Source organism: Nocardioides sp. N13(2025), assembly GCF_051912545.1.
In the GTDB taxonomy this organism is placed as follows: domain Bacteria; phylum Actinomycetota; class Actinomycetes; order Propionibacteriales; family Nocardioidaceae; genus Nocardioides.
This window is the reverse complement of the sequence record NZ_CP196809.1, coordinates 1423913-1447456: the sequence shown is the minus strand read 5'-3', so window position 1 is coordinate 1447456 and position 23544 is coordinate 1423913. Positions and strand designations below refer to the sequence as shown.

Sequence of the window (23544 nt, the reverse complement as noted above, 5' to 3'; positions counted from 1 at the left end):
GAGGTCCGCACGCCGTCCCCTCCACGCAATGCCCTATTTGTGCCATGTGAGGGCCGGACGAGTGGGCTAGCGTCGGAGCTCCACCCCTGCCGCGATCCGCGGCGCCTCGTGACGCCCTGCTCGACGCTGTTCCTCCGACGCCGCCCCTCGACGCCCCTGTCGCCCCGGACCCCGACAGTCCTGCGTCCCGAGGAGGGCACATGAGCATCGACCTGGACTCCCTGCGCGCCGACACCAGAGGGACGGTCACCGGACCGACCGATCCCGGGTACGACGACGCGCGCGCCGTGCGCAACGGCATGATCGACAAGCGGCCGGAGGTCGTCGTCCGGCCCGCCAACGCCGGTGACGTGATGACGGCCGTGCGCTTCGCCGCCGACCACGGGCTGAGCGTGGCGGTGCGGGGCGGCGCCCACAGCGTGCCCGGCTTCGGCACGGCCGACGCAGCCGTGGTGGTCGACCTGTCGGCGATGCGCGACGTGCGGGTCGACCCCGTGACGAGGACCGCCCGGGTGGCCGGGGGCGCGACCTGGGGTGACCTGAACGCGGCGACGTACCCCTTCGGGCTCGCCACCACCGGCGGCATCATCTCGACCACGGGCGTCGGCGGACTCACCCTGGGCGGTGGGATCGGCTACCTCGCGCGCGGGCTCGGACTGTCCCTGGACAACCTCGTCGCCGCTGACGTGGTGACCGCCGACGGCACCTTCCACGTCGCCAGCGAGAAGGACGACGCAGACCTCTTCTGGGCCATCCGCGGCGGTGGCGGCAACTTCGGTGTCGTCACCTCGTTCGAGTTCCGGCTGAGCCCGGTCAAGGACGTCTACGGCGGCCCGATCTTCTTCGAGCTCGACCGGGCCGGCGACCTGTTCCGGCTCTACCGCGAGTTCATCGCCGACGCCCCGGAGCAGTTCGGCGGCTTCCCGGCCTACCAGATCGCGCCACCGCTGCCGTTCATCCCGGAGGAGCGGCACGGCACGACGCTCGCCCTCATGGTGGCCTGCTGGGCGGGTGACCTGGACAAGGGCGAGCAGGTGCTCAAGCCGTTCCGAGACCTTGCGCCGTCGGTGGCCGAGATGGTCGGCCCCATGCCCTACCCCGCCCTCAACAGTGCCTTCGACGACCTCTACCCGGTGGGCCTGCGGCACTACTGGAAGGCCAGCTTCGCCACCGAGCTCACCGACGAGGCGATCGCGGCGCACGTCGAGCACGGGTCGAAGGTGCCGGCGATGACGTCGACCATGCACATCTACCCGATCAACGGGGCCTGCAACGACGTGGCGCCCGACGCCACCGCGTTCGCCTACCGCGACGCCAGCTTCGCGACGGTGATCGCCGGCATGTGGCCGGACGCGGCGGACGACGAGCGCAACACCGCCTGGGTCCGGGACTACTACGAGGCGATCGCGCCGCACTCCGAGGAGGGCGGCTACATCAACTTCATGGCCGGCGACGACCAGGACCGCATCCGCGCCAACTACAAGGGCAACTACGACCGGCTCCAGCAGGTCAAGGCCAAGTACGACCCCGGCAACCTGTTCCGGCACAACCAGAACATCACGCCGGCCTGACGGGAGGTCCGGTCCACCTGCTCGCCCCGACGACGAGCACCAGGGCAGCGAGCACGTACGCGTTGCCGACCAGGTGCTCCAGCGCACCCCAGTCGAGCTCTCGCCCCGCGCCCCACGGGGGCCAGAGGATCGGGCGGGTCACGAACACGGCTGTCCAGGCGACGGCCGCCCACCTGCGACGCTCCCACAGCACCAGCGCGACCGGCACGCACCAGACCCAGTGGTGCGACCAGGCGACCGGCGAGGCGAGCAGCATCGCGATCGCGGACAGGCACGTGCCGAGCACCCGGTCACCCCGTCGCCAGTGCGCGGCCGCGACCAGCACCGTCGCGAGGGCGACGGGACCGGCGACGGCCAGCCAGAGCCAGGTCGGCGGAGTCTCGCCCAGCGCGCGCGTCAGCACGCCCGAGACGGACTGGTTGTGGGCGAGCGCCGGCGGCCCGACCCGGCTGGGGTCGAGCAGCCGCTGGGTCCAGTACGTCGCCGAGCCGGGCACCGCGAGGAACCCGACCGCGACGGTGGCCGCGAAGACCACCGTGGCACGCGCGGCACTCGCCCGCTGACCCGCGAGCACGAGCAGCACGAGGAGGACGAGCGGGGTCAGCTTGACGCCCGCGGTGACGCCCAGCACGACACCCGACAGTCGTCGTCCCGGGTGGAGCAGGTCGACCAGCACGGCGAGCATGAGCAGCAGGTTGACCTGGCCGAACACGAGGTTCTGCCACACCGGCTCGAGGGCCAGCGCCGCCGTGCCCAGCAGGAGGACGAGCCAGGCGGACGACGGCCGCCCCAGGGCGCGGCGTACGACGACGACGCACCCCCCGAGCGCAGCGGCCGACGCACCGGTCCACAGTCCAGCGGCGAGCCAGGCCGGCAGCGGTGCCATCGGCGCCATGAGGACCGCCGCGAAGGGTGGGTAGGTGAAGGGCAGGCCGGTGACCGGGTCGTCGCGGGAGTAGGGCGACACACCGTGCAGCACGGCCCGGCCTCCGTGCTGGTAGACGGAGAGGTCCTTGAGCTCGCCGCCGAGGGACACTGCAGCGGCTCCGGCGACGACGCCCACGATCGCGAGCCCCAGCACCGCCCGTGACGGACCGGGAGGAGTTCGCGGGGCCGTCACCCTCGCAGGGTAGGCCGTTCCGCCTCCGCGTAGCGGTCCAGAGCCTCCACGTGCAGGCGGGCGATGTAGGTGCTCATCGGGAAGCGGTTGAGGAGGGCGATGAGGACCTTCTCGTGGGGCTTGGTGACGCCGAGGTGGGTCCACTCGGCCTGCAGTCGGCTGCCGCCTCCTGCTGCCGGGTGGATCCGGTAGGTCGCGTCACTCGAGCCACCCCAGCTGGTCTCGACCGCGTGCGCCCGGACCACGCCCGGGTCCGACCAGTCGTAGCGGCTCACGACCCAGAACGGTGACCCGGCGGTGCTCTCACGGGCCACGGCCCACGTGTCGCCGAGCTCGCGCACCTCGTAGGTCTTCGGGTCGAGCGTGCGCCGCCAGGTCTCGAGCCGTCGCTCGCTGAAGTCGGTGAAGGCCCGCAGGACCTGCTCGGGCGTCGCCCGGGTGGTGATGTCGAAGCGCACCGGACTCACGCCCCTGCGAGCCGCACGCCGTGGCGCCGGGCGACCGACAGGATCTGCTCGAAGGAGTCCTCGACGGGCTGGTCCTTCGGCACGGACCCGGAGAAGTCGGCGAAGAACCGCCCGGCCCGGTCCCCCGACGTGACGGCCACGAACCGGGCGGACTCCCCCACCACCTCGAAGGTGCACGGCGTCCCTGCCGGGAACACCACGACGCCGCCCGGCTCCACGTCGTACGTCGTGCCGTCGACGAGAGCGCTGACCCGGCCCTCGAGCAGGAACAGCACTCCTGTCCAGGGCGAGACGTGGGGCGGGGCCATCGGAGCGGCCGGCGCGAGCACCTCGAACACCTCGAACGCCCCCTCGGCGTCCTTGACAGCGGCCTTGACGACGTGGTCGCCGTCGATCATCGGATAGCTGGGGCCCTCTCCGGGCGGGACGTGGACGGTGGTCATGGCCCCAGCCTCCGACAGCCCGGCGGCACGGGCACGAGTAGGGGACTACTCGAGTCCGGGCTCGAGGCCGAGGACGTCCCTCAACGTGGTGCGCTCGGACACGCCGAGCTTGAGGCCGGCGCGGTAGAGGTGCCCCTCGACGGTCCGCACCGACACCGTGAGCCGCTCGGCGATGGCCCTGTTGGGCAGCCCCCTGGCCGCCAGCTCGACGACCTCGCGCTCGCGCGTGGTCAGGGGCAGTGGCCGGACCGCGGCGGCCAGGGCCGGCGTGCGCGCGCCCGACGCGGCAGCCAGCCGCGTGGCCACGGTCGACGCCGAGAGCGCCGAACCCGACCTCTGGTGGCGCCGGTGCACCTCAGCCGCCTGGGCCGCGGCGTCCCCCGCAGCGACGAGGTCACCGAGCCGGGCCCAGTCGTCGGCGGTCGCGAGGAGGCCGTCGGCGTCCGCTTCGGCCAGGGCGCGGGCATGGGCGTGCGCGACCCGGGCGCGGGGTCCCAGCCCTTCCAGCGCCGCCAGTCGGGGCAGGGCCGCGGTCGCGTCGCCGAGCTGGACGGCGGTCTGCCAGGCGAGCACCTCGAACGCCGGCGCACCGGCGTCGTGGGCGAGAGCTGCCGCGGCAAGGGCACGGTCGAGCGACTCGGTGGCCGCTCCCTCGGCCGCCGCGCCCCACGCTCGTGCCAGCAGGTCCTCGGGCGCGAGGAGGTCGTACGCCGGGTGCCGGCCGTCGACGATCCCGGCGAGCAGCGGCGCCGCCCGGGCGACGTCCCCTGCCTGAGCCGCGGCCGTCGCGAGCAGGGTCCGGCAACGGAACCGGAACTCGTGGCCGGAGTCCGCCAGCCCGACCCACGCCTGCCCCAGCAGGTCCAGCGCGTCGACGAGCCGACCTGCGGCCAGGGCGGCGTGGCCGGCGACGACCAGGCCCATGAGCCTCGCCGGGCCGGGCAGGTCGGCCGAGGCAGCCCGCATCCGGCGTGCCATCTCCTCCCCCCGGGCCGGCGTGCCGTGGAGGCGGTGCCCGAGCACCTGGAGGTCCGCGAGGCCGAACCCGGGGATCATCGTGGGCACCCGGTCGGAGGTGAGCCCACCCACGACGGCAGCCTCCTCGAGCAGGCCCGGCTGACCGGTGAGGGCTGCCGCACCCGACACCGCGGACGCGACCAGGACCCGGGACAGGTCGTCGGGGAGGTCGTCGCGCAGGAGCCGGGGACCGCTCCCCAGGGCGGGGCCGAGCAGGCCGGCTGCCACGTCCACGGCCATGCACATGGCCGCGACCTGCACCGGAAGCGCCGAGGTGGCCCGGGCCTCGTCCAACGCCTGACGGGCCTCGTCCGGTCGCGCCATGGTCCACAGCAGGTTGCCGGCGCGGTGGAGGTGCACCATCGTCCGCATCTCGGCGTCAGCGGCGGCCTGTGCGAGGTCCACCAGGATCGCCTCGGCCTCCTCGCCCCGGCTGAGCCACGACAACGCGGCCGCGTGCACCAGGCGGGCCACCGGCACCCCGGTCCCCGCTGCGGCACGGGCGAGCCGCTCGGCCAGCGGCAGGTCGTACAACCGGGTCGCGGCCTCGGCCGCCTGCAGGAACAGCAGGGGGTCGGCGGGCAGGTCCGAGTCGAGCGTCAGCACGGCGCGCGGGATGGGGTCCTCCGTCCCCGCCAGGGTCGCTGCGACCTGTCCGCGCAGCCGGCGCGCGCGGACCGCGCCCATCGCGCTCCGGCGGACCTCGCCGTAGAGCGGGTGCGCGAGACGTGCGACGACCCCGTCGGTGCGCACGAGGCCGCGCTCCTCCGCCTCCTCCAGCGCGAGCGGGGTCGTCAGGGCGGAGATGGTGGCGACCGGGACGGGCTCGGCCAGTGCCACCAGGTCCACCACGTCCTGCACCTCGGGGACCAGCCCACCGATCTCGTGCTCCACGAGGTCGGCCAGCTCCGGCGTGATCAGCGGCCGGCTAGTCCACCGCCAGATGCCCGACGCCGCGGTGAACCGGCCCGCCGCCACCTCCCCGGCCAGCAGGTGGCGCAGGAAGAGCGGAGTGCCCTGGGTGAGCGTCCACAGCCGGTGGGCCGAGTCGGAGTCGACCGGCCCGCCCAGCACCCGGGCGACCAGGCCGGTGGTCTGCTCGCCGTCCAACGGGCCGAGGTCCAGGCGCGGGAGGTGCTCGTCCTTCCAGAGGGCCGTCACGACGTCGGGAGCGGGCTCGCCGGCGCGGAGGGTGACGAGGACCGGTGCCAGGCGGCGTACGACGACGCGGTGCAGCACGATCGCCGAGTGCTCGTCGAGCAGGTGGGCGTCGTCCACCACCAGGACGAACCGCCCGGTCCCGGCGAGCTGGTCGAGCGCGCGGGAGATGGTCTCCGCCGCGTCACCCGCGGGGACGTCGAGCAGGCCCGCGAAGGCACCGAGGGGCATGGGACGGGCGGCCGCGCTGCCGTGGGCCCAGACGGAGGCGACACCCGTGCCTGCCACCGTCGCCAGCGCCTCCCGGGCGAGCCGGGTCTTCCCGACCCCGGCAGGGCCGGCCACCACGATGCCCGCGGCACCGGCCCGGATCGACGTCGTGACCCTGCGCAGCTCGACGTCCCGCCCGGTGAGCGGCCACGTCCGCTCCATGCCCGTCAGGGTAGCCAGCGGGAGAGCCGCCCCGCACCTGCCGGCGGCCGTGGTCCAGCCCAAAGGGCGGGGGCCGTTGTCGGACGCCGGTGACAGACTGACGGCCATGACCGCCCTCGACCGCTTCAGCGCGCCCACGCGGGCGTGGTTCGAGGCGTCGTTCGCCGGGCCGACGCCGGCGCAGGAGGGCGCCTGGTCGAGCATCGCCGACGGGCACCACGCGCTCGTCGTCGCCCCCACGGGCAGCGGCAAGACGCTGAGCGCGTTCCTCCACGCCATCGACCGGCTCCTCAGCACCCAGCCGCCGGAGGACCGCTCGCGTCGCACCCGCGTGCTCTACATCTCCCCGCTCAAGGCGCTCGGCGTCGACGTCGAGCGCAACCTCCGCGCCCCGCTGATCGGCATCCGCAACACCGCCGAGCGGCTCGAGACCAAGGTCCCGGAGGTCACGGTCGGGCTGCGCTCCGGTGACACCAGCCCCGCCGAGCGGCGCAAGCTCGGCACCACCCCGCCTGACATCCTCATCACGACGCCCGAGTCGCTCTTCCTGATGCTGACCAGCCAGGCGCGCGAGACGCTGCGCAGCGTCGACACCGTCATCATCGACGAGGTGCACGCCGTAGCCGGCACCAAGCGCGGGGCCCACCTCGGCCTCAGCCTCGAGCGGCTCGACGCGCTGCTGGAGCGGCCCGCCCAGCGGATCGGCCTCAGTGCGACGGTCCGCCCGCTCGACGAGGTGGCTCGCTTCCTCGGCGGCACCCAGCCCGTCGAGATCGTGTCCCCGCCCAGCACCAAGGAGTGGGACCTGCGGGTGGTGGTGCCGGTCGAGGACATGACGATGCCGGAGGACTACGACGAGGAGTCGGGCGACCCCGGGCGCTCCACCAGCATCTGGCCCCACGTCGAGGAGCACGTCGTCGACCTCGTCGAGCAGCACCGCTCGACCATCGTCTTCGCGAACTCGCGCCGCCTCGCGGAGCGGCTCACCGCCCGGCTCAACGAGATCGCCACCGTGCGGGCGGGCGGCGAGGAGGCGGTGGAGGGTGGGTCACCCGCGCAGGTCATGGCCCAGTCCGGCCAGAGCAGCGGCGCCGGGACGGTCATCGCGAAGGCCCACCACGGGTCGGTCTCCAAGGAGCAGCGGGCGATCATCGAGGACGACCTCAAGCGTGGACGGCTCCCCTGCGTGGTGGCGACCAGCAGCCTCGAGCTCGGCATCGACATGGGCTCGGTCGACCTCGTGGTCCAGATCGAGTCTCCGCCGAGCGTCGCCAGCGCGCTGCAGCGCGTCGGCCGGGCCGGGCACCAGGTCGGCGAGACCAGCCGCGGCGTGCTGTTCCCCAAGCACCGCGGCGACCTCGCCCAGACCGCCGTGTCGGTCGAGCGGATGCGCAGCGGCGCCATCGAGAAGCTGTCCGTGCCGGCCAACCCGCTCGACGTCCTGGCCCAGCAGGTCGTCGCGATGCTGGCGCTCGACGAGTGGGACGTCGACGACCTGTTCGCCCTGGTCGTGCGCGCCGCGTCCTACTCCCAGCTCCCCCGTGCCGCCTTCGACGCCACCCTCGACCTGCTCAGCGGGCGCTACCCCAGCGACGAGTTCGCCGAGCTGCGTCCGCGCATCGTGTGGGACCGGGTGACCGGCACCCTCAGCGGCCGGCCGGGCGCCCAGCGCCTCGCGGTCACCAGCGGCGGCACGATCCCCGACCGCGGGCTCTTCGGCGTGTTCCTCGTGGGCGAGAAGGCGAGCCGCGTCGGCGAGCTCGACGAGGAGATGGTCTACGAGTCGCGCGTCGGCGACGTCTTCGCCCTCGGTGCCACCAGCTGGCGGATCGAGGACATCACCCACGACCGGGTGCTCGTCACGCCCGCGCCGGGCATCCCGGGGCGGCTCCCGTTCTGGAAGGGCGACGCCCTCGGCCGTCCCGCCGAGCTGGGTGCGGCGGTCGGCGCCTTCACCCGCGAGCTCGCCGCCGCCCCGAGCGAGAAGGCCATCGCGAGCGTGCGCGAGCGCGGCCTCGACGTCAACGCCGCCACCAACCTCGTCACCTACCTCTCCGAGCAGCGCGAGGCCACCCAGGTCGTCCCCAGCGACACCCAGGTGGTGGTCGAGCGCTTCCGCGACGAGCTCGGCGACTGGCGCCTGGTCGTCCACTCCCCCTACGGCACGCCCGTCCACGCACCGTGGGCGCTGGCGATCAACGCCCGGCTGCGCGAGCGCTACGACGTCGACGGCCAGGCGGTGGCCTCCGACGACGGCATCGTCATCCGGATCCCCGACACCGACGCCGAGCCCCCGAGCGGCGAGGTGATCGTCTTCGAGCCCGAGGAGATCGAGCAGCTCGTCACCCAGGAGGTGGGCGGGTCGGCGCTCTTCGCGAGCCGCTTCCGCGAGTGCGCCGCGCGCGCCCTCCTGCTCCCCCGCCGCGACCCCGGCCGCCGCAGCCCTCTGTGGCAGCAGCGCCAGCGCAGCGCCCAGCTCCTCGAGGTCGCGTCGAAGTACCCCGCCTTCCCGATCGTGCTCGAGGCCGTCCGCGAGTGCCTCCAGGACGTCTACGACCTCCCTGCGCTCGTCGCCCTGCTCGGGCGGGTGCAGCGCCGTGAGGTCACCGTCGTCGACGTCGCGACGACCTCCCCCTCACCCTTCGCGCGCAGCCTGCTCTTCGGCTACGTCGCCCAGTTCGTCTACGAGGGTGACTCCCCCATCGCCGAGCGTCGCGCCGCTGCGCTGTCGCTCGACCAGGGCCTGCTCGCCGAGCTGCTCGGTCGCGCCGAGCTCCGCGAGCTCCTCGACCCCGAGGTGCTCGCGGAGGTGGAGGCCGAGCTGCAGTGGCTCGCTCCCGACCGCCGGGCCCGTGACGCCGAGGCCGTCGCCGACCTGCTCCGGCTCATCGGTCCGCTCTCGACCGCGGAGGTCCGTGAGCGCGCGGTCGAGGGCGCCGACGTCGAGGGCTGGCTGGCCTCGCTCGCCGACGTACGTCGTGTCGTCGAGGTGCGGATGGCCGGCGAGGACCGGTGGACCGCCATCGAGGACATCGGCCGGCTGCGCGACGGCCTCGGGGTGCCCGTGCCCGTCGGCACCCCCGACGCCTTCCTGGAGCTCCCCGAGGACCCGCTCGGCGACCTCGTCTCCCGCTTCGCCCGCAGCCACGGCCCCTTCACCACCGCCGAGGTCGCCTCCCGTCTCGGGCTCGGCGAGGCCGTCGCGCGACAGACCCTGCAGCGCCTGGCCCACCGCGGCCGCGTGCTGGACGGCGAGTTCCGGCCCTCGGGCTCGGGCAGCGAGTGGTGCGACGCCGAGGTGCTCCGCAAGCTGCGCCGCCGCTCACTGGCCCGGCTGCGCCAGGAGATCGAGCCGGTCGCCCAGGACGCCGTCGCCCGCTTCCTGCCCGCCTGGCAGCGGGTCGGCGGGTCGCTGCGCGGGCTCGACGGCGTGATCGCCGCCATCGACCAGCTCGCCGGCTGCCCGGTCCCCGCCAGCGCCCTCGAGCCCTTGGTGCTCGCGGCCCGCGTGCGCGACTACGAGCCCTCCATGCTCGACGAGCTCACCGCGTCCGGCGAGGTCATCTGGACGGGTCACGCACCCCTGCCGGGCAGCGACGGCTGGGTCAGCCTCCACCTCGCCGACCAGGCCCACCTCACCCTTCCCGAGGTCGAGTCCGACGAGCCCAGCGGAGTCCAGCGGGCGGTGCTCGACGCGCTCGAGCCGGGCGGTGCCTGGTTCTTCCGCCAGCTCTCGGACCGCATCGGCTCCACCAGTGACGCCGAGCTCAGCACCGCGCTGTGGGAGCTGGTCTGGCAGGGTCGCGTCACCAACGACACGCTCACCCCCCTCCGCGCGCTGGTCCGCAGCGGCACCCCGTCGCACCGCACCCGTCGTACGCCGCCACGGCTGGGCAGGACGACCGGCGGCCGCATGCCGGTGCGCACCGGTCCGCCGGAGACCGCGGGCCGCTGGGCGATCCTGCCCGAGCGTGACGGCGACCCGACCCGGCGCGCCCACGCGCGCGCCGAGCACCTCCTCGAGCGCCACGGGGTGGTCACGCGCGGAGCGGTGGTGAGCGAGCGGGTGGCCGGCGGGTTCGCCGGGGTCTACAAGGTGTTGAGCGCGTTCGAGGACACCGGACGCTGCCGGCGCGGCTACTTCATCGAGGGGCTGGGGGCTGCGCAGTTCGGCAGCGCCGGCGCCATCGACCGGCTCCGCACGTTCTCCGAGCCCGAGAGCACCAAGGCCGGCGCCAAGCCCGCCGTCGTCGCGCTGGCCGCGACCGACCCCGCCAACGTGTTCGGTGCGGCGCTCCCCTGGCCGGAGGCCGACGCCGAGCGCTCGGGCCACCGTCCCGGTCGCAAGGCCGGCGCGCTGGTCGTGGTGGTCGACGGCGCGCTCACGGTCTACGTCGAGCGCGGCGGCCGCACGCTGCTCACCTGGACCGACGACCAGGAGGTGCTCACCCCCGCCATGCACGCGCTGGCCGACGCGGCCCGCCGGGGCGCCCTGGGCCGCCTGACCGTCGAGAAGGCCGACGGGCAGGCGCTCATCGGCAGCGGCGGGGAGACCCCCATCCGGCTGGCCCTGACCGCCGCCGGGTTCGTCGCGACACCCAAGGGGTTGAGGCTCCGTGCCTGAGGGAGACACCGTCTACCGCGCCGCGGCCGCGCTCGACCGAGCCCTGACGGGGCACCGGTTGACCGTCTCGGACTTCCGCGTCCCCGCCTACGCCACGCTCGACCTCACCGGCGGCACCGTGATCCGCACGCTGTCGCGGGGCAAGCACCTCATCACCCGCATCGACCACGAGCGCGCCTGGACCCTCCACACCCACCTCAAGATGGAGGGCTCGTGGCACGTCTACGCCGAGGGAGACCGGTGGCGGCGCCCCGCCGAGCAGGCCCGCGTGGTGCTCGGCGTCGAGGGCCGCCGGGCCGTCGGCTTCTCGCTGGGCATCGTCGAGGTGGTGCCGCGCCACGAGGAGGCGGCCCTCACCGCCCACCTCGGTCCCGACCTGCTCGGCCCCGACTGGGACCCCGACGAGGCGTTGGCCCGCCTCCGCACGGAGCCGCAGCGGCCCGTCGGCCAGGCCCTCCTCGACCAGCGCAACCTGGCCGGGATCGGCAACATGTACATGGCCGAGCTGTGCTTCACCAGCGGCGTCCACCCGGTGACGCCGGTCGCCGAGGTGGGTGAGCTGCCGCGCCTGGTGCGTCGCGCCAAGCAGATGCTCGAGGTCAACAAGGAGCGGGCGATCCAGTCCACCACGGGCAACCTGCGCCAGCGCGAGCGGATGTGGGTCTACCGTCGCGACAAGTCGCCGTGTCGCCGGTGCGGCACGGTCATCCTGGTCGACATGGTCGGCGAGCCCGGGCGCGAGCGGGCGGCGTACTGGTGCCCGAGCTGCCAGCCCGAGCGCTAGGTCGTCCTGCCCGGTCGGGTCAGGCGGCCGAGGCGACGACGTCGCCCGTGGGGCGCGTCGACGCGATCCGCGTGGCACCCACCACTCCGACGGCGATCTCCTCGATGGCCACCGCGTCAGCGACGTCGCGGAGCACGTCGGACAGGGGCAGGTCCATCGCCTGGCACAACGACGCCAGCAGCTCGGAGGACGCTTCCTTCTGCCCGCGCTCGATCTCGGAGATGTAGCCCAGGCTGACCCGGGCCTCGGCGGAGAGGTCGCGCAACGTCATGCCGCGCTGCATCCGGGCGCTGCGCAGCACTTCACCGAGCAGTCGTCGGAAGAGCACCATGCGCGAGGTCCTAACTCTGGGCGGAGTGGAGTCGTCGGGCCCAACGCTACCCGAGTGCTCCTTCTTCCCGGACGATGATCCCGTCTTCGGGGCCGATGAGCTCACCGAGCAGCGCGAGGACGGCGCGGCAGGAGCCCTTCCGGATGTCGTCCCGGTCGCCCTCCAGCGCCAGCCCGCGCGTCTCGACGCCGTCCGGGCCGGCGACGGCGACCCACACCGTGCCCACCGCTCGACCCTCCTGCGCGTCCGGTCCGGCCACGCCCGTCGTGGCCATGGCCCAGGTCGCGTAGAGCCGGCTGCGCACGCCCTGCGCCATCGCAGCCGCGCACTCCCGCGACACCACGCCGTGCTCCTCGACGAGGTGCTCAGGGACGCCGAGCGCGGACACCTTCACGCGCGTGGCGTACGACACCACGCCGCCCACGAAGCTCCGCGAGGCCCCGGGCACGTCGGTCAGCATCGCGGACAGCATCCCGCCGGTGAGCGACTCGGCCGTGGCGAGCGTCTCGCCACGGCGGGCGAGCGACTCCAGCACGCGCTCGGCCAGCGCCTCATCCGGGTCCGACACCATGTCGGCGACACTAGCCGCATGGCACTCCCCATCGAGGACTACGCCCTGATCGGCGACCGCGGCACGGCCGCCCTGGTCGGGAAGGACGGATCGATCGACTGGCTGTGCCTGCCCCGGTTCGACTCCCCCGCCTGCTTCGCCGCGCTGCTCGGCACCGAGGACCACGGTCGGTGGCTGCTCGCCCCCGCCGACGAGGTGACCGCCACGCACCGGCGCTACGTCGACGGCACCGCGTGCCTCGAGACGACGTTCACCACGAAGGGCGGCGAGGTGGTGCTGCTCGACGTGATGCCGACCCTGGACGGGCGCGCCGACGTCGTACGCCGTCTGACGTGCACGCGCGGCACCGTGCGGATCCGCCACGACTGGGTCGTGCGCACCGACTACGGCCGGGTCCGCCCGTGGGTGAGCCGTGAGCAGGCACACGGCGACGAGGTCGTGGTGGCCGTCGCGGGGCCCGACAAGCTCGTGCTGCGCGGCCCGCACCTGCCGCACGGCCACGAGGGCCACCACACCGACGAGTTCGAGCTGACCGAGGGCGACGAGGTCTGCTTCTCCATGACCTGGGTCCGGTCGTGGCACGCCGTGCCCGTGCCGCTGGGGTTCGACGAGCGCATCGACGCGACCACCGACCGGCAGCGCGAGTGGTCGGAACGCGCCCCGGACGACGTGCCCCAGGCCGACCTCGTGCGGCGCAGCCTGCTGACCCTGCTGCTGATGACGCACGCCGAGACGGGCGGGATCGTGGCGGCGCCGACCACGTCGCTGCCGGAGGACTTCGGCGGCGAACGCAACTGGGACTACCGCTACTGCTGGCTGCGGGACGCCGCGCTGACCCTCGAGTCCTTGCTCGGCGCCGGCTACGACACGGAGGCCCTGCACTGGCGCCGGTGGCTGCTGCGCGCCGTCGCCGGCGACCCGGCGGACCTGCAGATCATGTACACCGTCGACGGCGGCCGCCAGCTCCCCGAGCTCGAGCTGGCCCACCTGCCCGGCTATGCCGGGAGCCTGCCGGTGCGGATCGGCAACGGCGCTGTCTGCCAGCGGCAGAACGACGTGCTCGGCGAGGTGATGATCGCGCTCGAGCTGGCGAGGCAGGCCGGGCTCGACGAGACCCACAACTCGTGGGCGCTGCAGCGCGCACTGGTCGACGAGCTCGCCGACCACTGGGACGAGCCCGACAACGGGCTCTGGGAGATCCGCGGTCCGCAGCGCCACTTCACCCACTCCCGCGTCATGGTGTGGGTCGCCTTCGACCGCGCCGTGCGTGGCGTCGAGGAGCACGGGCTGGAGGGTCCGGCGGACCGCTGGCGCGAGCTGCGCGAGCGGGTGCGCGAGGAGATCCTCGACAAGGGCTACGACGCCGAGCGCAACACCTTCACCCAGCACTACGACACCCGCGAGGTCGACGCCTCGCTGCTGACCATCCCGCTCGTGGGCTTCCTCCCGGGCGACGACCCGCGCGTGCTGGGCACGATCGACGCCGTCATGGAGGACCTGCTGCGCGACGGGCTCCTGCTGCGCTACCGCACCCAGACCGGCGTCGACGGGCTCGAGGGAGACGAGCACCCGTTCCTGGCCTGCTCGTTCTGGCTGGTGTCCGCCCTCGCTGCAGCGGGACGACGTGACGAGGCCGAGGAGCTGCTGGACCGGTTGTGCGGCCTGGCCAACGACGTGGGGCTCCTGTCGGAGGAGTACGACGCCGCGCACGGGCGGATGGCGGGCAACTTCCCGCAGGCCTTCAGCCACCTGGCGCTGGTGCAGGCAGCCCTGTCGCTCCGCTGACCGCTGACGTGCCGAGGCCCGGCCATCGCGGACGATGACCGGGCCCCGGGCTTGCTGGGTGTCGAGCCGTGGCGCGTGACCTAGTTGCGGTGCACCTTGATCTTCACCACGGTCGTCTTGCTGCGGACCTTGCGGCTACCGGCGTACTTCACGACGATGCGCTTCTTGCCCGCCTTGGCGAACGAGTCGAGGCGCAGGAAGGCCTTGCCGTCCTTGAGCTTGACCGTGTACTTCTTGCCGCCGGCCTTGACCACGACCTTGCCGGTCACGGCCTTGAGGCCCAAGGCGCTGGCCTTGATCTTCAGGCGGGTCCGGGTCTCGCCCTTGACGATGCGCTCGGGCTTGGTGCGCACCTTGACCTCGGGCTTGGCCTTGCGCACGTCGATCGGCAGCGACAACGTCGTGCCGGTCGTGGGACCGGTGAACGTGATCAGCTGCTTGCCGGTCTTCGTCTTGCCCTTGAGCTTGACCGACACAGCGGACTTGCCGTACTCGTCGGAGATGGTGCTGCCCAAGGTGTTGTCGACCGGGGTGGGGTTGAGCGTCGCGTTGCCGACCTTGACGTTGAGGACCGTGTCCTTGGGGTCGCTCGGGCCGGTCATGGCCAGGGACGACAGGCTCAGCTTGACGTTCTGACCGATGCGGTAGAACCGCGGTGCATCGGCCGGCCAGGTGACCCCGACCTGCTGCTGGGTGCTGTTGACCGCGAGCGGCGCCTTGGCAGCGAAGGCGGCCATGTAGTCCACCATCGCCTGCAGGTCGACCTTGCCGGTGTCGCGCTTGGACGTGCCCTTGTTGAACGCCCGGAAGTTGTCGCCGCCACTGGCGAGGAACGAATTGGCCGTCACCGAGTAGGTAGCAGCCGGGTCGATCGCCTTGCCGTTGAGCCACATACCCGTGATGCGGTCACCCGCGGGACGGGACTCGTCATAGGTGGAGAAGAAGCCCTTCGAGGTGCCCAACCGGAGGAACGGCCTGCTCGGGACCGGGCCGCCGGGATTGGTCTGCCACTGCTGCTCGAGGACCTCCTTGATGGCGGCACCCGTCATCTTCATGTTGACCAGCGTGTTGGCGAAGGACTGGACGTTCGCCGCCTGCTTGTAGGTCAGGACCGCAGGGAAGCCGCCGGGGTTGCCGCGCATGTCGTCGCGGAGCCCGCCGGGGTTCATGAAGGCGATCTGCGCCGCGCCGGCCTCCGGGGTGGAGGTCGCCCAGCGCTGGACCTCCGCGACGAGGTTGCCGAGCGTGGACTCGCCACCCCGGTTCTCGGAGCCGCTCGCCAGACGTGCACGGTCGAACGGACCGGCGATCTTGCCGAGCTCGGCCGCGCCGAGGATGTTGCCCTGGGCGACGGCCCTGTCGACGATCTCCTTGACCTGGTCACGCTTGGCCGTCGCGGCCGGAGCCGTCAGCGCAAGGGTGGCGGCGGGGACGATCTCGTTGGTTTTCACGGTCACCGCGTTGGTGACCGTGTCGACGGTGAGGACGAGCTGGTTGATGTTGGTGCCGTATTGGCCGGCGGAGACCACGGGACGCCCGTTGATCACGTGCTTGTAGGCCAGGTGCGTGTGACCGGAGATGATCGCGCTGACGTCGGAGTCGACGCCGTTGACGATCCGGCTGAACACGTTGTCGTTGGTGCTCGCGTCCGCGAGCGACGTGCTGGGCGCGCCCTCGTGCACGAGGAGGATCACGACGTCCGCGCCGTCGGCCTTCAGCCTGTCCGCTGCGGCGTTGGTCTCGTTGACGATGCTGCTCACCGCGATGTCGGCGATGCCGGCCGGGCTCACCAGCGAGGACAGCTCCTCGGTGACGCCGCCGATGAAGCCGACCTTCACGCCGCCGACCGTGGTCGTCCAGGTGCCGCCGTCGGAGGTGTCGTTCACGTCGGGCGTGCGAGCCGTGACGTCGGGCAGCGCGTAGCCGCCGCCGGCCTTCTTGCGGACGTTGGCCGCGATGTACTGCCAGTTCGCGCCGCCATAGGGGTTCGCGGTGGCGTCGTGCGGAGCCATGACCCGGTTGACGAGGTCGTTGAAGCCCTGGTCGAACTCGTGGTTGCCGGCAGCCGACACGTCGAGGCCTGCCACGTTGAGCGCCTCGAGGGTGGGTCGGTCCTTCTGGATGAAGGAGTCGAAGGTGGAGGCACCGATGAGGTCACCGGCAGCGGCGAAGACTGTGTTGGGGTTCGTCGACTCCAGCTGGGCGATGGCGCCTGCGAACTGGGCCGCGCCAGCCACGCTGCCATCGGCGACCAACCGGCCGTGGAAGTCGTTGGTGGCAAGAATCTGGATGTCGACGACATCGGCGTGCGCCGGGGTCGCCCCCGCGACGACCGCGAGGGGTGTTGCGAGCAGTCCCGTCACCGCGGAGGCGACGGTGAACCTGCGACCTGGTCGTGATGCTGACACGAAGGGGCCTTTCGTCAGGATGAGTGAGTGGCGTCACCCTAACCCTGACGAGCGCCCGTCAGATCCCTCTTTAGTCTGGTTTTCCGACCCTTCGGTCAGTGGTCCTCGACCCGTCCCTCAGACGCGGAGGCGACGCTGCTTCACCACGTCGCGGAAGAACTCGTAGCCGGACCACATCGTCATCACGACGGCCCCGGCGAGCATCACCTGCGCGAGGTAGAACAGCACCTCGCCGGTGGGCCCCGGCCAGAAGTCGAACACGCCGCCGTGCGCCTCACCGTGCGGCAGCGGCCAGATCAGCCCAGCCAGGGCGATGGCCTGGAGGACGGTCTTGATCTTGCCGCTCTGCGCGGCGGCGATGACGACGTCCTTGAGGACCGAGAGCCGCAGCAGCGTGACGCTCCACTCGCGCAGCAGCACCACGATGGTCACCCACCACCAGATGTCGCCGACCAGCGACAGGCCGATGAACGCCATGCCGGTGATCGCCTTGTCGGCGATCGGGTCGGCGATCTTGCCGAAGTCGGTGATCAGGTTGTGCTTCCGCGCGAGGTCACCGTCGATCTTGTCGGTCACCATCGCGACCGCGAAGAGTGCGAACGCCACCCAGCGCCACAGCGGGTCGTCGCCTCCGTCGTGCAGCAGCGCCCAGCCGAACAACGGCACCATCGCGATGCGCAGGACGGTCAGCACGTTGGCGATGTTCCAGTTGGACACCTGCTGCTGGTCCGTGCTCATCGGGCGGCTCCGTCCACTGCGCTCACATTCAGGCTGGCGATCAGGTCGACCCCGTCGGTCCCGGTGACGACGGCCGCGACCAGGTCGCCGACCCGGGCGTCGACCGCGTCGGCGAGCAGCGTCGTACCGTCCACCTCGGGACCCTGGTGGGCGGCGCGCCCCTCGACGACGCCGTCGTCCACGGACTCGACCAGCACGACGACCTCTTCACCGATGCGCTCCTCGGCCCGCTGGGCGTTGAGCTCCTCGACGAGGGCGGTCACGTGCTCGGTGCGGGCGCGGATCTCGTCCTCGTCGAGCTTCAGGTCGTCGGTGAAGCCGGCCGCCTCGGTGCCGTCCTCGTCGGAGTAGCCGAAGACGCCGGTGACGTCCATCCGCGCCGCCTCGAGGAAGTCGCACAGGGTCTGCAGGTCCTCGTCGGTCTCGCCGGGGAAGCCGACGATGACGTTGGACCGTACGCCCGCCAGCGGCGCCAGCGCGCGGATCCGCTCGAGCAGGTCGAGGAAGCTCTCGGGGTCGCCGAAGCGGCGCATCCGGCGCAGCACCGAGGCGCTGGCGTGCTGGAAGGACAGGTCGAAGTAGGGCACGACGCCGGGGGTGTCGGCGATCGCCTCGATCAGCCCCGGACGGGTCTCGGCGGGCTGGAGGTAGGAGACCCGCACCCGCTCGATGCCGTCGATGCCGGACAGCTCGGGCAGCAGCGTCTCGAGGAGCCGCAGGTCGCCGAGGTCCTTGCCGTAGGACGTGGAGTTCTCGCTGACGAGGAACAGCTCCTTGACGCCCTGAGTGGCCAGCCACTGGCCTTCCTGCAGCACGTCGCTGGGGCGGCGGCTGACGAAGGAGCCGCGGAAGCTCGGGATCGCGCAGAAGGAGCAGCGTCGGTCGCAGCCGCTCGCGAGCTTGAGGGGCGCCATCGGCCCGGCGTCGAGCCGACGGCGTACGGCCCGCGGTCCCGTCACGGGCGCGCCGGCACCGATCTCGCTGACGTCGGCGGCCACCTCGTGCCCCGGGATCGAGACGGTCGAGGCGTCGCGGTCGACCGGAGAGATCGGGAGCAGGCGGCGACGGTCGGACGGCGTGTGCGGGTGGTGGGTCTCACCGCCGACGATCGCGCGCAGCTTCGAGGCGATGTCGGGGTAGTCGTCGAAGCCGAGCACGGCGTCGGCCTCGGGCAGCGAGTCCGCGAGGTCCTTGCCGTAGCGCTCGGCGAGGCAACCCACCGCGACCACGGCCTGGGCGCGGCCACCGTGCCCGGCCGACGCCTTGAGGTCGGCCGCCTCGAGCAGGGTGTCCACGGAGTCCTTCTTGGCCGCCTCGACGAAGCCGCAGGTGTTGACCACGACCGTGTCCGCGTCCTCGGCGTCCTCGACGAGGACGAAGCCGCCGGCCTCGAGCCGGCCGGCCAGCTCCTCGGAGTCGACCTCGTTGCGGGCACAGCCCAGCGTCACCACAGCGACGTTCAGAGGGGTGGGGGGAAGCTCGGTGTCAGTCGTCATCGCACCCGTGAGTATGCCGCGTGAGCGCCCCCAGACCGCCATCCGCGCTGCCAGCGATCCCCGGCTGACCGGCTCTCCCTGAAGTTGTCAGGCCGTGCACGGGCCGACAAGTTCAGCGATCCCCGGCTGGCCGGGGATCGCTGAAGGCCGGGCGGGCCGATCAGTTCGCGACGAACGTGCCCTGGCCCGCGACACCGGGCTCGCCGATCGGACGGGCCTCGCCGCCCGCCAGGGCGACGGTCACAGCCCCGTCGGTGGACTGCACGCGCACGGGCGGGGACACCTTCAGCTCACGGGTCTGGCCGACGGCCAGGTTGCCCTTGAACACGATCTCGCCGAGCGCGTCGCGCACGACCACCTGCGCGCCGCCCGACGCGGCGGTCACCACGACCGGCACCGGGTCGGCGGTCGGGGCGTTGCCGGCACCCTGCGGCCCGCCGGAGCCGTTGAGGACCGGCGTGGCACCGCGCAGCTCGGGCGGGGTGTCCATGACGAGTCGCGCGATCGACCAGGCGAGCACGAGGGCCATCACGACGGCGACGAGCACCGACCAGTTGGGGCCGCCGCGCGTGCCGCGGATGGAGCCGTTGGCGCCCGTGGCCAGCTCCGCCTCGAAGACCCGGCGCGGGTTGATCGGGGCGTGGGCGTAGCGCTCGTCGTACGACGCCAGCAGCGGCGTCACGTCGATGCCGAGCACCCGGGCCAGGGTCCGCAGGTGCCCGCGGGCGTAGAAGTCGCCACCGCACGGCTCGAAGTCGTCGACCTCGACGGCCTCGATCACGTGCGGACGGATGCGGGTGCGGTCGGCCAGCTGGTCGACCGAGAGGCCGAGGCGCGTGCGCGCAGCAGCGAGCTCGGGGCCGATGACCGGGTCCTCGGCGGGCTCGACCTCGAAGTCGTCGAGCACCAGCGGCTCGACCGGCTCACCGGGCCGCGCGATCGCCCGGACGCGGTCGCCCCACGACTGGGTCTCCTCGACGAGGCTCACCCGACCGGGACGGTGCAGCTCGCGCCCCTCCGGCTCGGTGTCGGTGTCGGGCTCGAAGTGTCGCGTCACCTCCGAGCGGCGCGCCGAGGTCGACTCGCGCAGGGCCGCCGGCGTCGGGCTGGCGACGACGACGTCCTCGACGACCTCGACGACCTCGACGGCCTCGGGCTCCGGAACGGCGTCGGCGTCGGCCTCGGGCGCGACCTCGACGTCGTCGTCCTCGACCTCCGGCTCGAGCACCACGATCTGGCTGACGTCGCGCGCCACCCGGCCGAGGGCCTCGGTGAGGTCGCCGTCGGCGCCGATGACGCGGGTGGACAACCCCAGCGGGACGGCGAAGGGAGCGCCGTGCAGCAGCCGGGACATGCTCGCGTGCCGCTTGCCGGCGCCGGTGAGCTCGTCCTCGATCAGCTCGAGGTTGTGCGGCACGACGACGAGGCGCCCGTCGCGGAGCAGGCCCCGGCGCGGGGTGTGCTCGACGTGGTGCACGGCCGTCCAGGGCAGCCCGCGCCAGGCACGGCCCAGGCGGATCCGGATCCCCTGCGCGTCGGCGACGAGCAGCGGCGTGCGGGCGTCGACGAGGCCGACGAGCCAGTAGGCGCCGAGCAGCCCCATCGCGACCACGAAGGCCCAGTCGAGGGCGGACCCGGTCTGCGTCGCCCGTCCGAGGTAGGCGATGGCGACCGCCGAGGCGGTCAGGCCCACAGCGGCGGCGACGCCGGCGTGACGGCGTACCTCCACGGCGTCGGGAGCCACGGACAGCCCCTCGCCGTGCTCGCCGGCTTCGATCGTGTGGACCTCGGTCTCGTGCACTTCTGCGGCGCCCATCAGGCTCCCCCCTCCAAGGTGGCGATCACTGCGTCGATCTCGTCCGGCTTGACCAGCACGTCGCGGGCCTTCGATCCCTCGCTGGGACCGACCACGCCGCGGCTCTCCATGATGTCCATCAGTCGTCCTGCCTTCGCGAAGCCCACGCGCAGCTTGCGCTGCAGCATCGACGTCGATCCGAACTGCGTGGACACCACGAGCTCGATGGCCTGCACCACGAGCTCCATGTCGTCGCCGATGTCGTCGTCGAGCTCGCGCTTGGACTCCTTCGGAGCCGTGACGTCCTCCACGTAGGTTGGCTCGAGCTGGTCCTTGCAGTGCTTGACGACCTGGTGGATCTCGGCCTCGGTGACCCAGGAGCCCTGGACGCGGACCGGCTTGGACGCACCCATCGGCAGGAACAGCCCGTCGCCCTGGCCCACCAGCTTCTCCGCGCCCGGCTGGTCGAGGATCACGCGGCTGTCGCCCAGCGACGAGGTCGCGAACGCCAGGCGCGACGGCACGTTGGCCTTGATCAGACCGGTGACCACGTCGACCGAGGGACGCTGGGTGGCGAGCACCAGGTGGATGCCGGCCGCGCGCGCCAGCTGGGTGATGCGCACGACCGAGTCCTCGACGTCGCGCGGCGAGACCATCATGAGGTCAGCCAGCTCGTCGACGATGACGAGGAGGTAGGGGTACGGCGCGAGCTTCCGCTCGCTGCCCGCCGGGACCTCGACCTTGCCGGCACGGACGGCCTTGTTGAAGTCGTCGATGTGGCGGAACCCGAAGTTGGCCAGGTCGTCGTAGCGCATGTCCATCTCGCGCACGACCCATGCCAGCGCCTCGGCGGCCTTCTTGGGGTTGGTGATGATCGGGGTGATCAGATGCGGCACGCCCTCGTAGGCGTTGAGCTCGACCCGCTTGGGGTCGACCATGATCATCCGGACCTCGTCGGGCGTGGAGCGCATCAGGATCGAGGTGATCAGCGAGTTGATGAACGACGACTTGCCCGAGCCGGTGGCGCCGGCGACGAGCAGGTGGGGCATCTTCGCCATGTTGGCGACCACGAAGCCGCCCTCGACGTCCTTGCCGAGCCCCGCCACCATCGGGTGGTGGTCGGAACGGGCCGTGGTGGAGCGCAGCACGTCTCCCAGGGAGACGATCTCCTTGTCGACGTTGGGGATCTCGATGCCGATGGCCGACTTGCCCGGGATGGGGCTGAGGATCCGCACGTCGGCGGAGGCGACGGCGTAGGCGATGTTCTTCGACAGCGCGGTGACCTTCTCCACCTTGACCGCCGGGCCCAGCTCGACCTCGTAGCGCGTGACGGTCGGGCCGCGGGTGTAGCCGGTGACGGTGGCGTCGATGCCGAACTCGTCCATGACCTGCATGAGTCGCTCGACGACGGCGTCGCTGGCCTTGGAGCGGGCCTTGTGGACCGAGCCCGGCTTGAGCACCTCGTTGCCGGGCAGGGAGTAGGTGATGTCACCGGACAGCGCGAGCTGCTCCACCCGCTGCGGCAGCGGCGTGTGCGGGGGCGGCTCGACGGCCCCGCTGTCGGCGGACGCGTCGGCCGCCGGGACGGCAGGGGTGACCTCGGTGGGCGCGTCGGCGAACAGGTCGACGCCGTAGTCCTCCTCCGGCTCGACCTCCTTCTTCCTGCGACGCTTCTTCAGCTCGCGGTCCGACAGGACCGGGCTGTCGTAGGCGGGGTCCCCCATCTCGGGGTCGACGTCGTCGTCCAGCATCGAGCGGCGGCGCGTGCGCACCGGCTTGGTGACCTCGTCGTCGGCGGCGACCTCGTCGGCGGGCGTACGACCCAGCGCCTTGTCGCGCAGCGCCGCCAGCCGCACCGGGACCTGGTAGACCGGCGTCGCGGTGATGATCAGGATCCCGAAGACCGCCAGCAGCGCGAGCAGCGGCACCACGACGTACGACGTCTGCATCAGGTCGAGCAGCAGGCTCGACGTGACGTAGCCGACCGCGCCGCCCGCCTCCTGCAGGTTGGTGGCGTCGCCGAGGACGGGCTGCGGGTTGCCGTTGGCGATGTGCACGATGCCGAGCAGGCCGAGGGCGAACGCGGTCCAGCCGATCACCTGGCGCCCGGCCGGGCCGTTGCGCTCGGGGTCGCGCAGCGTGCGCCAGCCGGCGTAGACGAGGAACAGCGGCACGAGCCAGCCGACCTTGCCGACCGCGCCGGACGTCACCGAGCGGGCGAAGTCCATGACCCCGCCCGGGAGCTGCCACCACACGGCGGCGGCGACGACCATGGCGAGGCCGAAGAGGAAGAGCCCGACCCCGTCGCGGCGGTGCTCGGGGTCGAGGTCGCGGGCGGACTGCCCGATCGAGCGGGCGACCGCGCCGAGGGCGTGGGCGAGGCCCAGCCACACGGCTGCGAGGCCTCGACCGACCGCGCCGAAGGTGCGCGAGACGGGACCCGGTCCGTTGCGGACCGCGCGAGGCGCGGGACGCGCTGCCGGCCGGCGCTTGGACGCGCTGGATCCGCTCCGGGCCTTCGCTGAGCGAGGGGCGGGGCGCTTGCTGGTACTCCGTGATCGGGTGCTCGAACCCTTGGTGCTGCGCTTGTTTCCGGACGTGCTCGAGCTCCGCGACCCCGGCGGGGAAGACGTACGGGTCGCCATGCTGGGAACCCTACGGTGCCGTCACACCAGTCACAGGGATCACAGGGATGCGTGTCGCCGAGCACCCCGAAACCGGGCACTCGGTCGTCATCCACCCCAAGGGCGGCAAAACGAGAAGATTTCCTTCCAAAGCACCACGCCGAGTGACCTGGATCTCAT

The 23544-nt window shown here is 72.6% G+C and carries 15 protein-coding genes; 4 read left to right on the top strand and 11 right to left on the bottom strand.

Features of this window, described 5'->3' with window-relative positions:
* The first annotated feature begins 200 nt into the window (after positions 1 to 200).
* A complete protein-coding gene (locus tag ACS3YM_RS06865) occupies positions 201 to 1571 on the top strand; it encodes an FAD-binding oxidoreductase (RefSeq protein ID WP_439939327.1) in 1371 nt (456 codons plus the stop codon).
* Here the strand turns inward: ACS3YM_RS06865 and ACS3YM_RS06860 are convergent.
* Genes ACS3YM_RS06860 through ACS3YM_RS06845 form a run of 4 tightly spaced genes read right to left on the bottom strand, consistent with a single transcriptional unit; the run spans position 1558 to position 6208 of the window.
* Complete coding sequence (locus tag ACS3YM_RS06860) at positions 1558 to 2691, bottom strand: glycosyltransferase 87 family protein (RefSeq protein ID WP_439939326.1); 1134 nt, start codon at positions 2689 to 2691, stop codon at positions 1558 to 1560. The two genes, ACS3YM_RS06865 and ACS3YM_RS06860, sit on opposite strands and share 14 nt — an antisense overlap.
* Entirely contained in the window at positions 2688 to 3158 is a 471-nt protein-coding gene (locus ACS3YM_RS06855) for a hypothetical protein (RefSeq protein WP_439939325.1), read from the bottom strand. Before ACS3YM_RS06855 ends, ACS3YM_RS06860 begins: the two co-directional genes overlap by 4 nt.
* Complete coding sequence (locus tag ACS3YM_RS06850) at positions 3155 to 3601, bottom strand: cupin domain-containing protein (protein ID WP_439939324.1); 447 nt, start codon at positions 3599 to 3601, stop codon at positions 3155 to 3157. Before ACS3YM_RS06850 ends, ACS3YM_RS06855 begins: the two co-directional genes overlap by 4 nt.
* 45 nt (positions 3602 to 3646) lie before the next feature.
* Positions 3647 to 6208 (bottom strand): LuxR C-terminal-related transcriptional regulator, encoded by a 2562-nt coding sequence (locus ACS3YM_RS06845; protein WP_439939323.1) that lies wholly within the window; start codon positions 6206 to 6208, stop codon positions 3647 to 3649.
* 106 nt (positions 6209 to 6314) lie between these two features.
* Here ACS3YM_RS06845 and ACS3YM_RS06840 point away from each other — a divergent pair, with 106 nt between their 5' ends.
* Both ACS3YM_RS06840 and ACS3YM_RS06835 read left to right on the top strand, forming a co-directional pair.
* Positions 6315 to 10832, top strand: a complete 4518-nt coding sequence (locus ACS3YM_RS06840; RefSeq protein ID WP_439939322.1) for an ATP-dependent helicase — start codon at positions 6315 to 6317, stop codon at positions 10830 to 10832.
* Positions 10825 to 11616 carry a DNA-formamidopyrimidine glycosylase family protein gene (locus ACS3YM_RS06835; protein ID WP_439939321.1) on the top strand — a complete coding sequence of 264 codons (792 nt, stop codon included), beginning with the start codon at positions 10825 to 10827 and terminating at the stop codon, positions 11614 to 11616. Before ACS3YM_RS06840 ends, ACS3YM_RS06835 begins: the two co-directional genes overlap by 8 nt.
* 19 nt (positions 11617 to 11635) lie before the next feature.
* Here ACS3YM_RS06835 and ACS3YM_RS06830 read toward each other — a convergent pair whose 3' ends face one another.
* Together ACS3YM_RS06830 and ACS3YM_RS06825 are read right to left on the bottom strand one after the other, a co-directional pair.
* A complete protein-coding gene (locus tag ACS3YM_RS06830; protein WP_439939320.1) occupies positions 11636 to 11947 on the bottom strand; it encodes a helix-turn-helix domain-containing protein in 312 nt (103 codons plus the stop codon).
* Positions 11948 to 11993: 46 nt separating this feature from the next.
* The gene (locus ACS3YM_RS06825) at positions 11994 to 12518 is read right to left on the bottom strand and encodes a CinA family protein (protein ID WP_439939319.1); all 525 of its coding nucleotides are present in this window, start codon (positions 12516 to 12518) and stop codon (positions 11994 to 11996) included.
* 18 nt (positions 12519 to 12536) lie between these two features.
* Between ACS3YM_RS06825 and ACS3YM_RS06820 the strand changes: the two genes are divergently transcribed.
* Positions 12537 to 14303, top strand: a complete 1767-nt coding sequence (locus ACS3YM_RS06820) for a glycoside hydrolase family 15 protein (RefSeq protein ID WP_439939318.1) — start codon at positions 12537 to 12539, stop codon at positions 14301 to 14303.
* A gap of 80 nt (positions 14304 to 14383) precedes the next feature.
* Here the strand turns inward: ACS3YM_RS06820 and ACS3YM_RS06815 are convergent, their stop codons facing one another.
* From ACS3YM_RS06815 to ACS3YM_RS06795, 5 genes are all read right to left on the bottom strand, one after another.
* A complete protein-coding gene (locus ACS3YM_RS06815) occupies positions 14384 to 16666 on the bottom strand; it encodes a bifunctional metallophosphatase/5'-nucleotidase (RefSeq protein ID WP_439939317.1) in 2283 nt (760 codons plus the stop codon).
* Positions 16667 to 16828: 162 nt separating this feature from the next.
* Positions 16829 to 17449 carry a CDP-diacylglycerol--glycerol-3-phosphate 3-phosphatidyltransferase gene (gene pgsA / locus ACS3YM_RS06810; protein ID WP_439939316.1) on the bottom strand — a complete coding sequence of 207 codons (621 nt, stop codon included), beginning with the start codon at positions 17447 to 17449 and terminating at the stop codon, positions 16829 to 16831.
* Complete coding sequence (gene rimO, locus ACS3YM_RS06805; protein WP_439939315.1) at positions 17446 to 18945, bottom strand: 30S ribosomal protein S12 methylthiotransferase RimO; 1500 nt, start codon at positions 18943 to 18945, stop codon at positions 17446 to 17448. Before rimO ends, pgsA begins: the two co-directional genes overlap by 4 nt.
* 160 nt (positions 18946 to 19105) lie before the next feature.
* On the bottom strand, positions 19106 to 20761 hold the full coding sequence (locus tag ACS3YM_RS06800; protein WP_439939314.1) for a helix-turn-helix domain-containing protein: 1656 nt from the start codon (positions 20759 to 20761) through the stop codon (positions 19106 to 19108).
* Entirely contained in the window at positions 20761 to 23385 is a 2625-nt protein-coding gene (locus ACS3YM_RS06795; protein WP_439939313.1) for a DNA translocase FtsK 4TM domain-containing protein, read from the bottom strand. The genes ACS3YM_RS06800 and ACS3YM_RS06795 overlap by 1 nt, the downstream gene beginning before the upstream one ends.
* Positions 23386 to 23544 lie beyond the last annotated feature (159 nt).

What these genes read in the sequence shown, in the direction of transcription:
- ACS3YM_RS06865 (WP_439939327.1), top strand. Translation starts at nt 201, where the DNA reads ATGAGCATCGACCTGGACTCCCTGCGCGCCGACACCAGAGGGACGGTC.
- ACS3YM_RS06850 (WP_439939324.1), bottom strand. Translation starts at nt 3,601, where the DNA reads ATGACCACCGTCCACGTCCCGCCCGGAGAGGGCCCCAGCTATCCGATG.
- ACS3YM_RS06845 (WP_439939323.1), bottom strand. Translation starts at nt 6,208, where the DNA reads ATGGAGCGGACGTGGCCGCTCACCGGGCGGGACGTCGAGCTGCGCAGG.
- ACS3YM_RS06840 (WP_439939322.1), top strand. Translation starts at nt 6,315, where the DNA reads ATGACCGCCCTCGACCGCTTCAGCGCGCCCACGCGGGCGTGGTTCGAG.
- ACS3YM_RS06830 (WP_439939320.1), bottom strand. Translation starts at nt 11,947, where the DNA reads ATGGTGCTCTTCCGACGACTGCTCGGTGAAGTGCTGCGCAGCGCCCGG.
- ACS3YM_RS06825 (WP_439939319.1), bottom strand. Translation starts at nt 12,518, where the DNA reads ATGGTGTCGGACCCGGATGAGGCGCTGGCCGAGCGCGTGCTGGAGTCG.
- ACS3YM_RS06820 (WP_439939318.1), top strand. Translation starts at nt 12,537, where the DNA reads ATGGCACTCCCCATCGAGGACTACGCCCTGATCGGCGACCGCGGCACG.
- pgsA (WP_439939316.1), bottom strand. Translation starts at nt 17,449, where the DNA reads ATGAGCACGGACCAGCAGCAGGTGTCCAACTGGAACATCGCCAACGTG.
- rimO (WP_439939315.1), bottom strand. Translation starts at nt 18,945, where the DNA reads ATGACGACTGACACCGAGCTTCCCCCCACCCCTCTGAACGTCGCTGTG.
- ACS3YM_RS06800 (WP_439939314.1), bottom strand. Translation starts at nt 20,761, where the DNA reads ATGGGCGCCGCAGAAGTGCACGAGACCGAGGTCCACACGATCGAAGCC.
- ACS3YM_RS06795 (WP_439939313.1), bottom strand. Translation starts at nt 23,385, where the DNA reads ATGGCGACCCGTACGTCTTCCCCGCCGGGGTCGCGGAGCTCGAGCACG.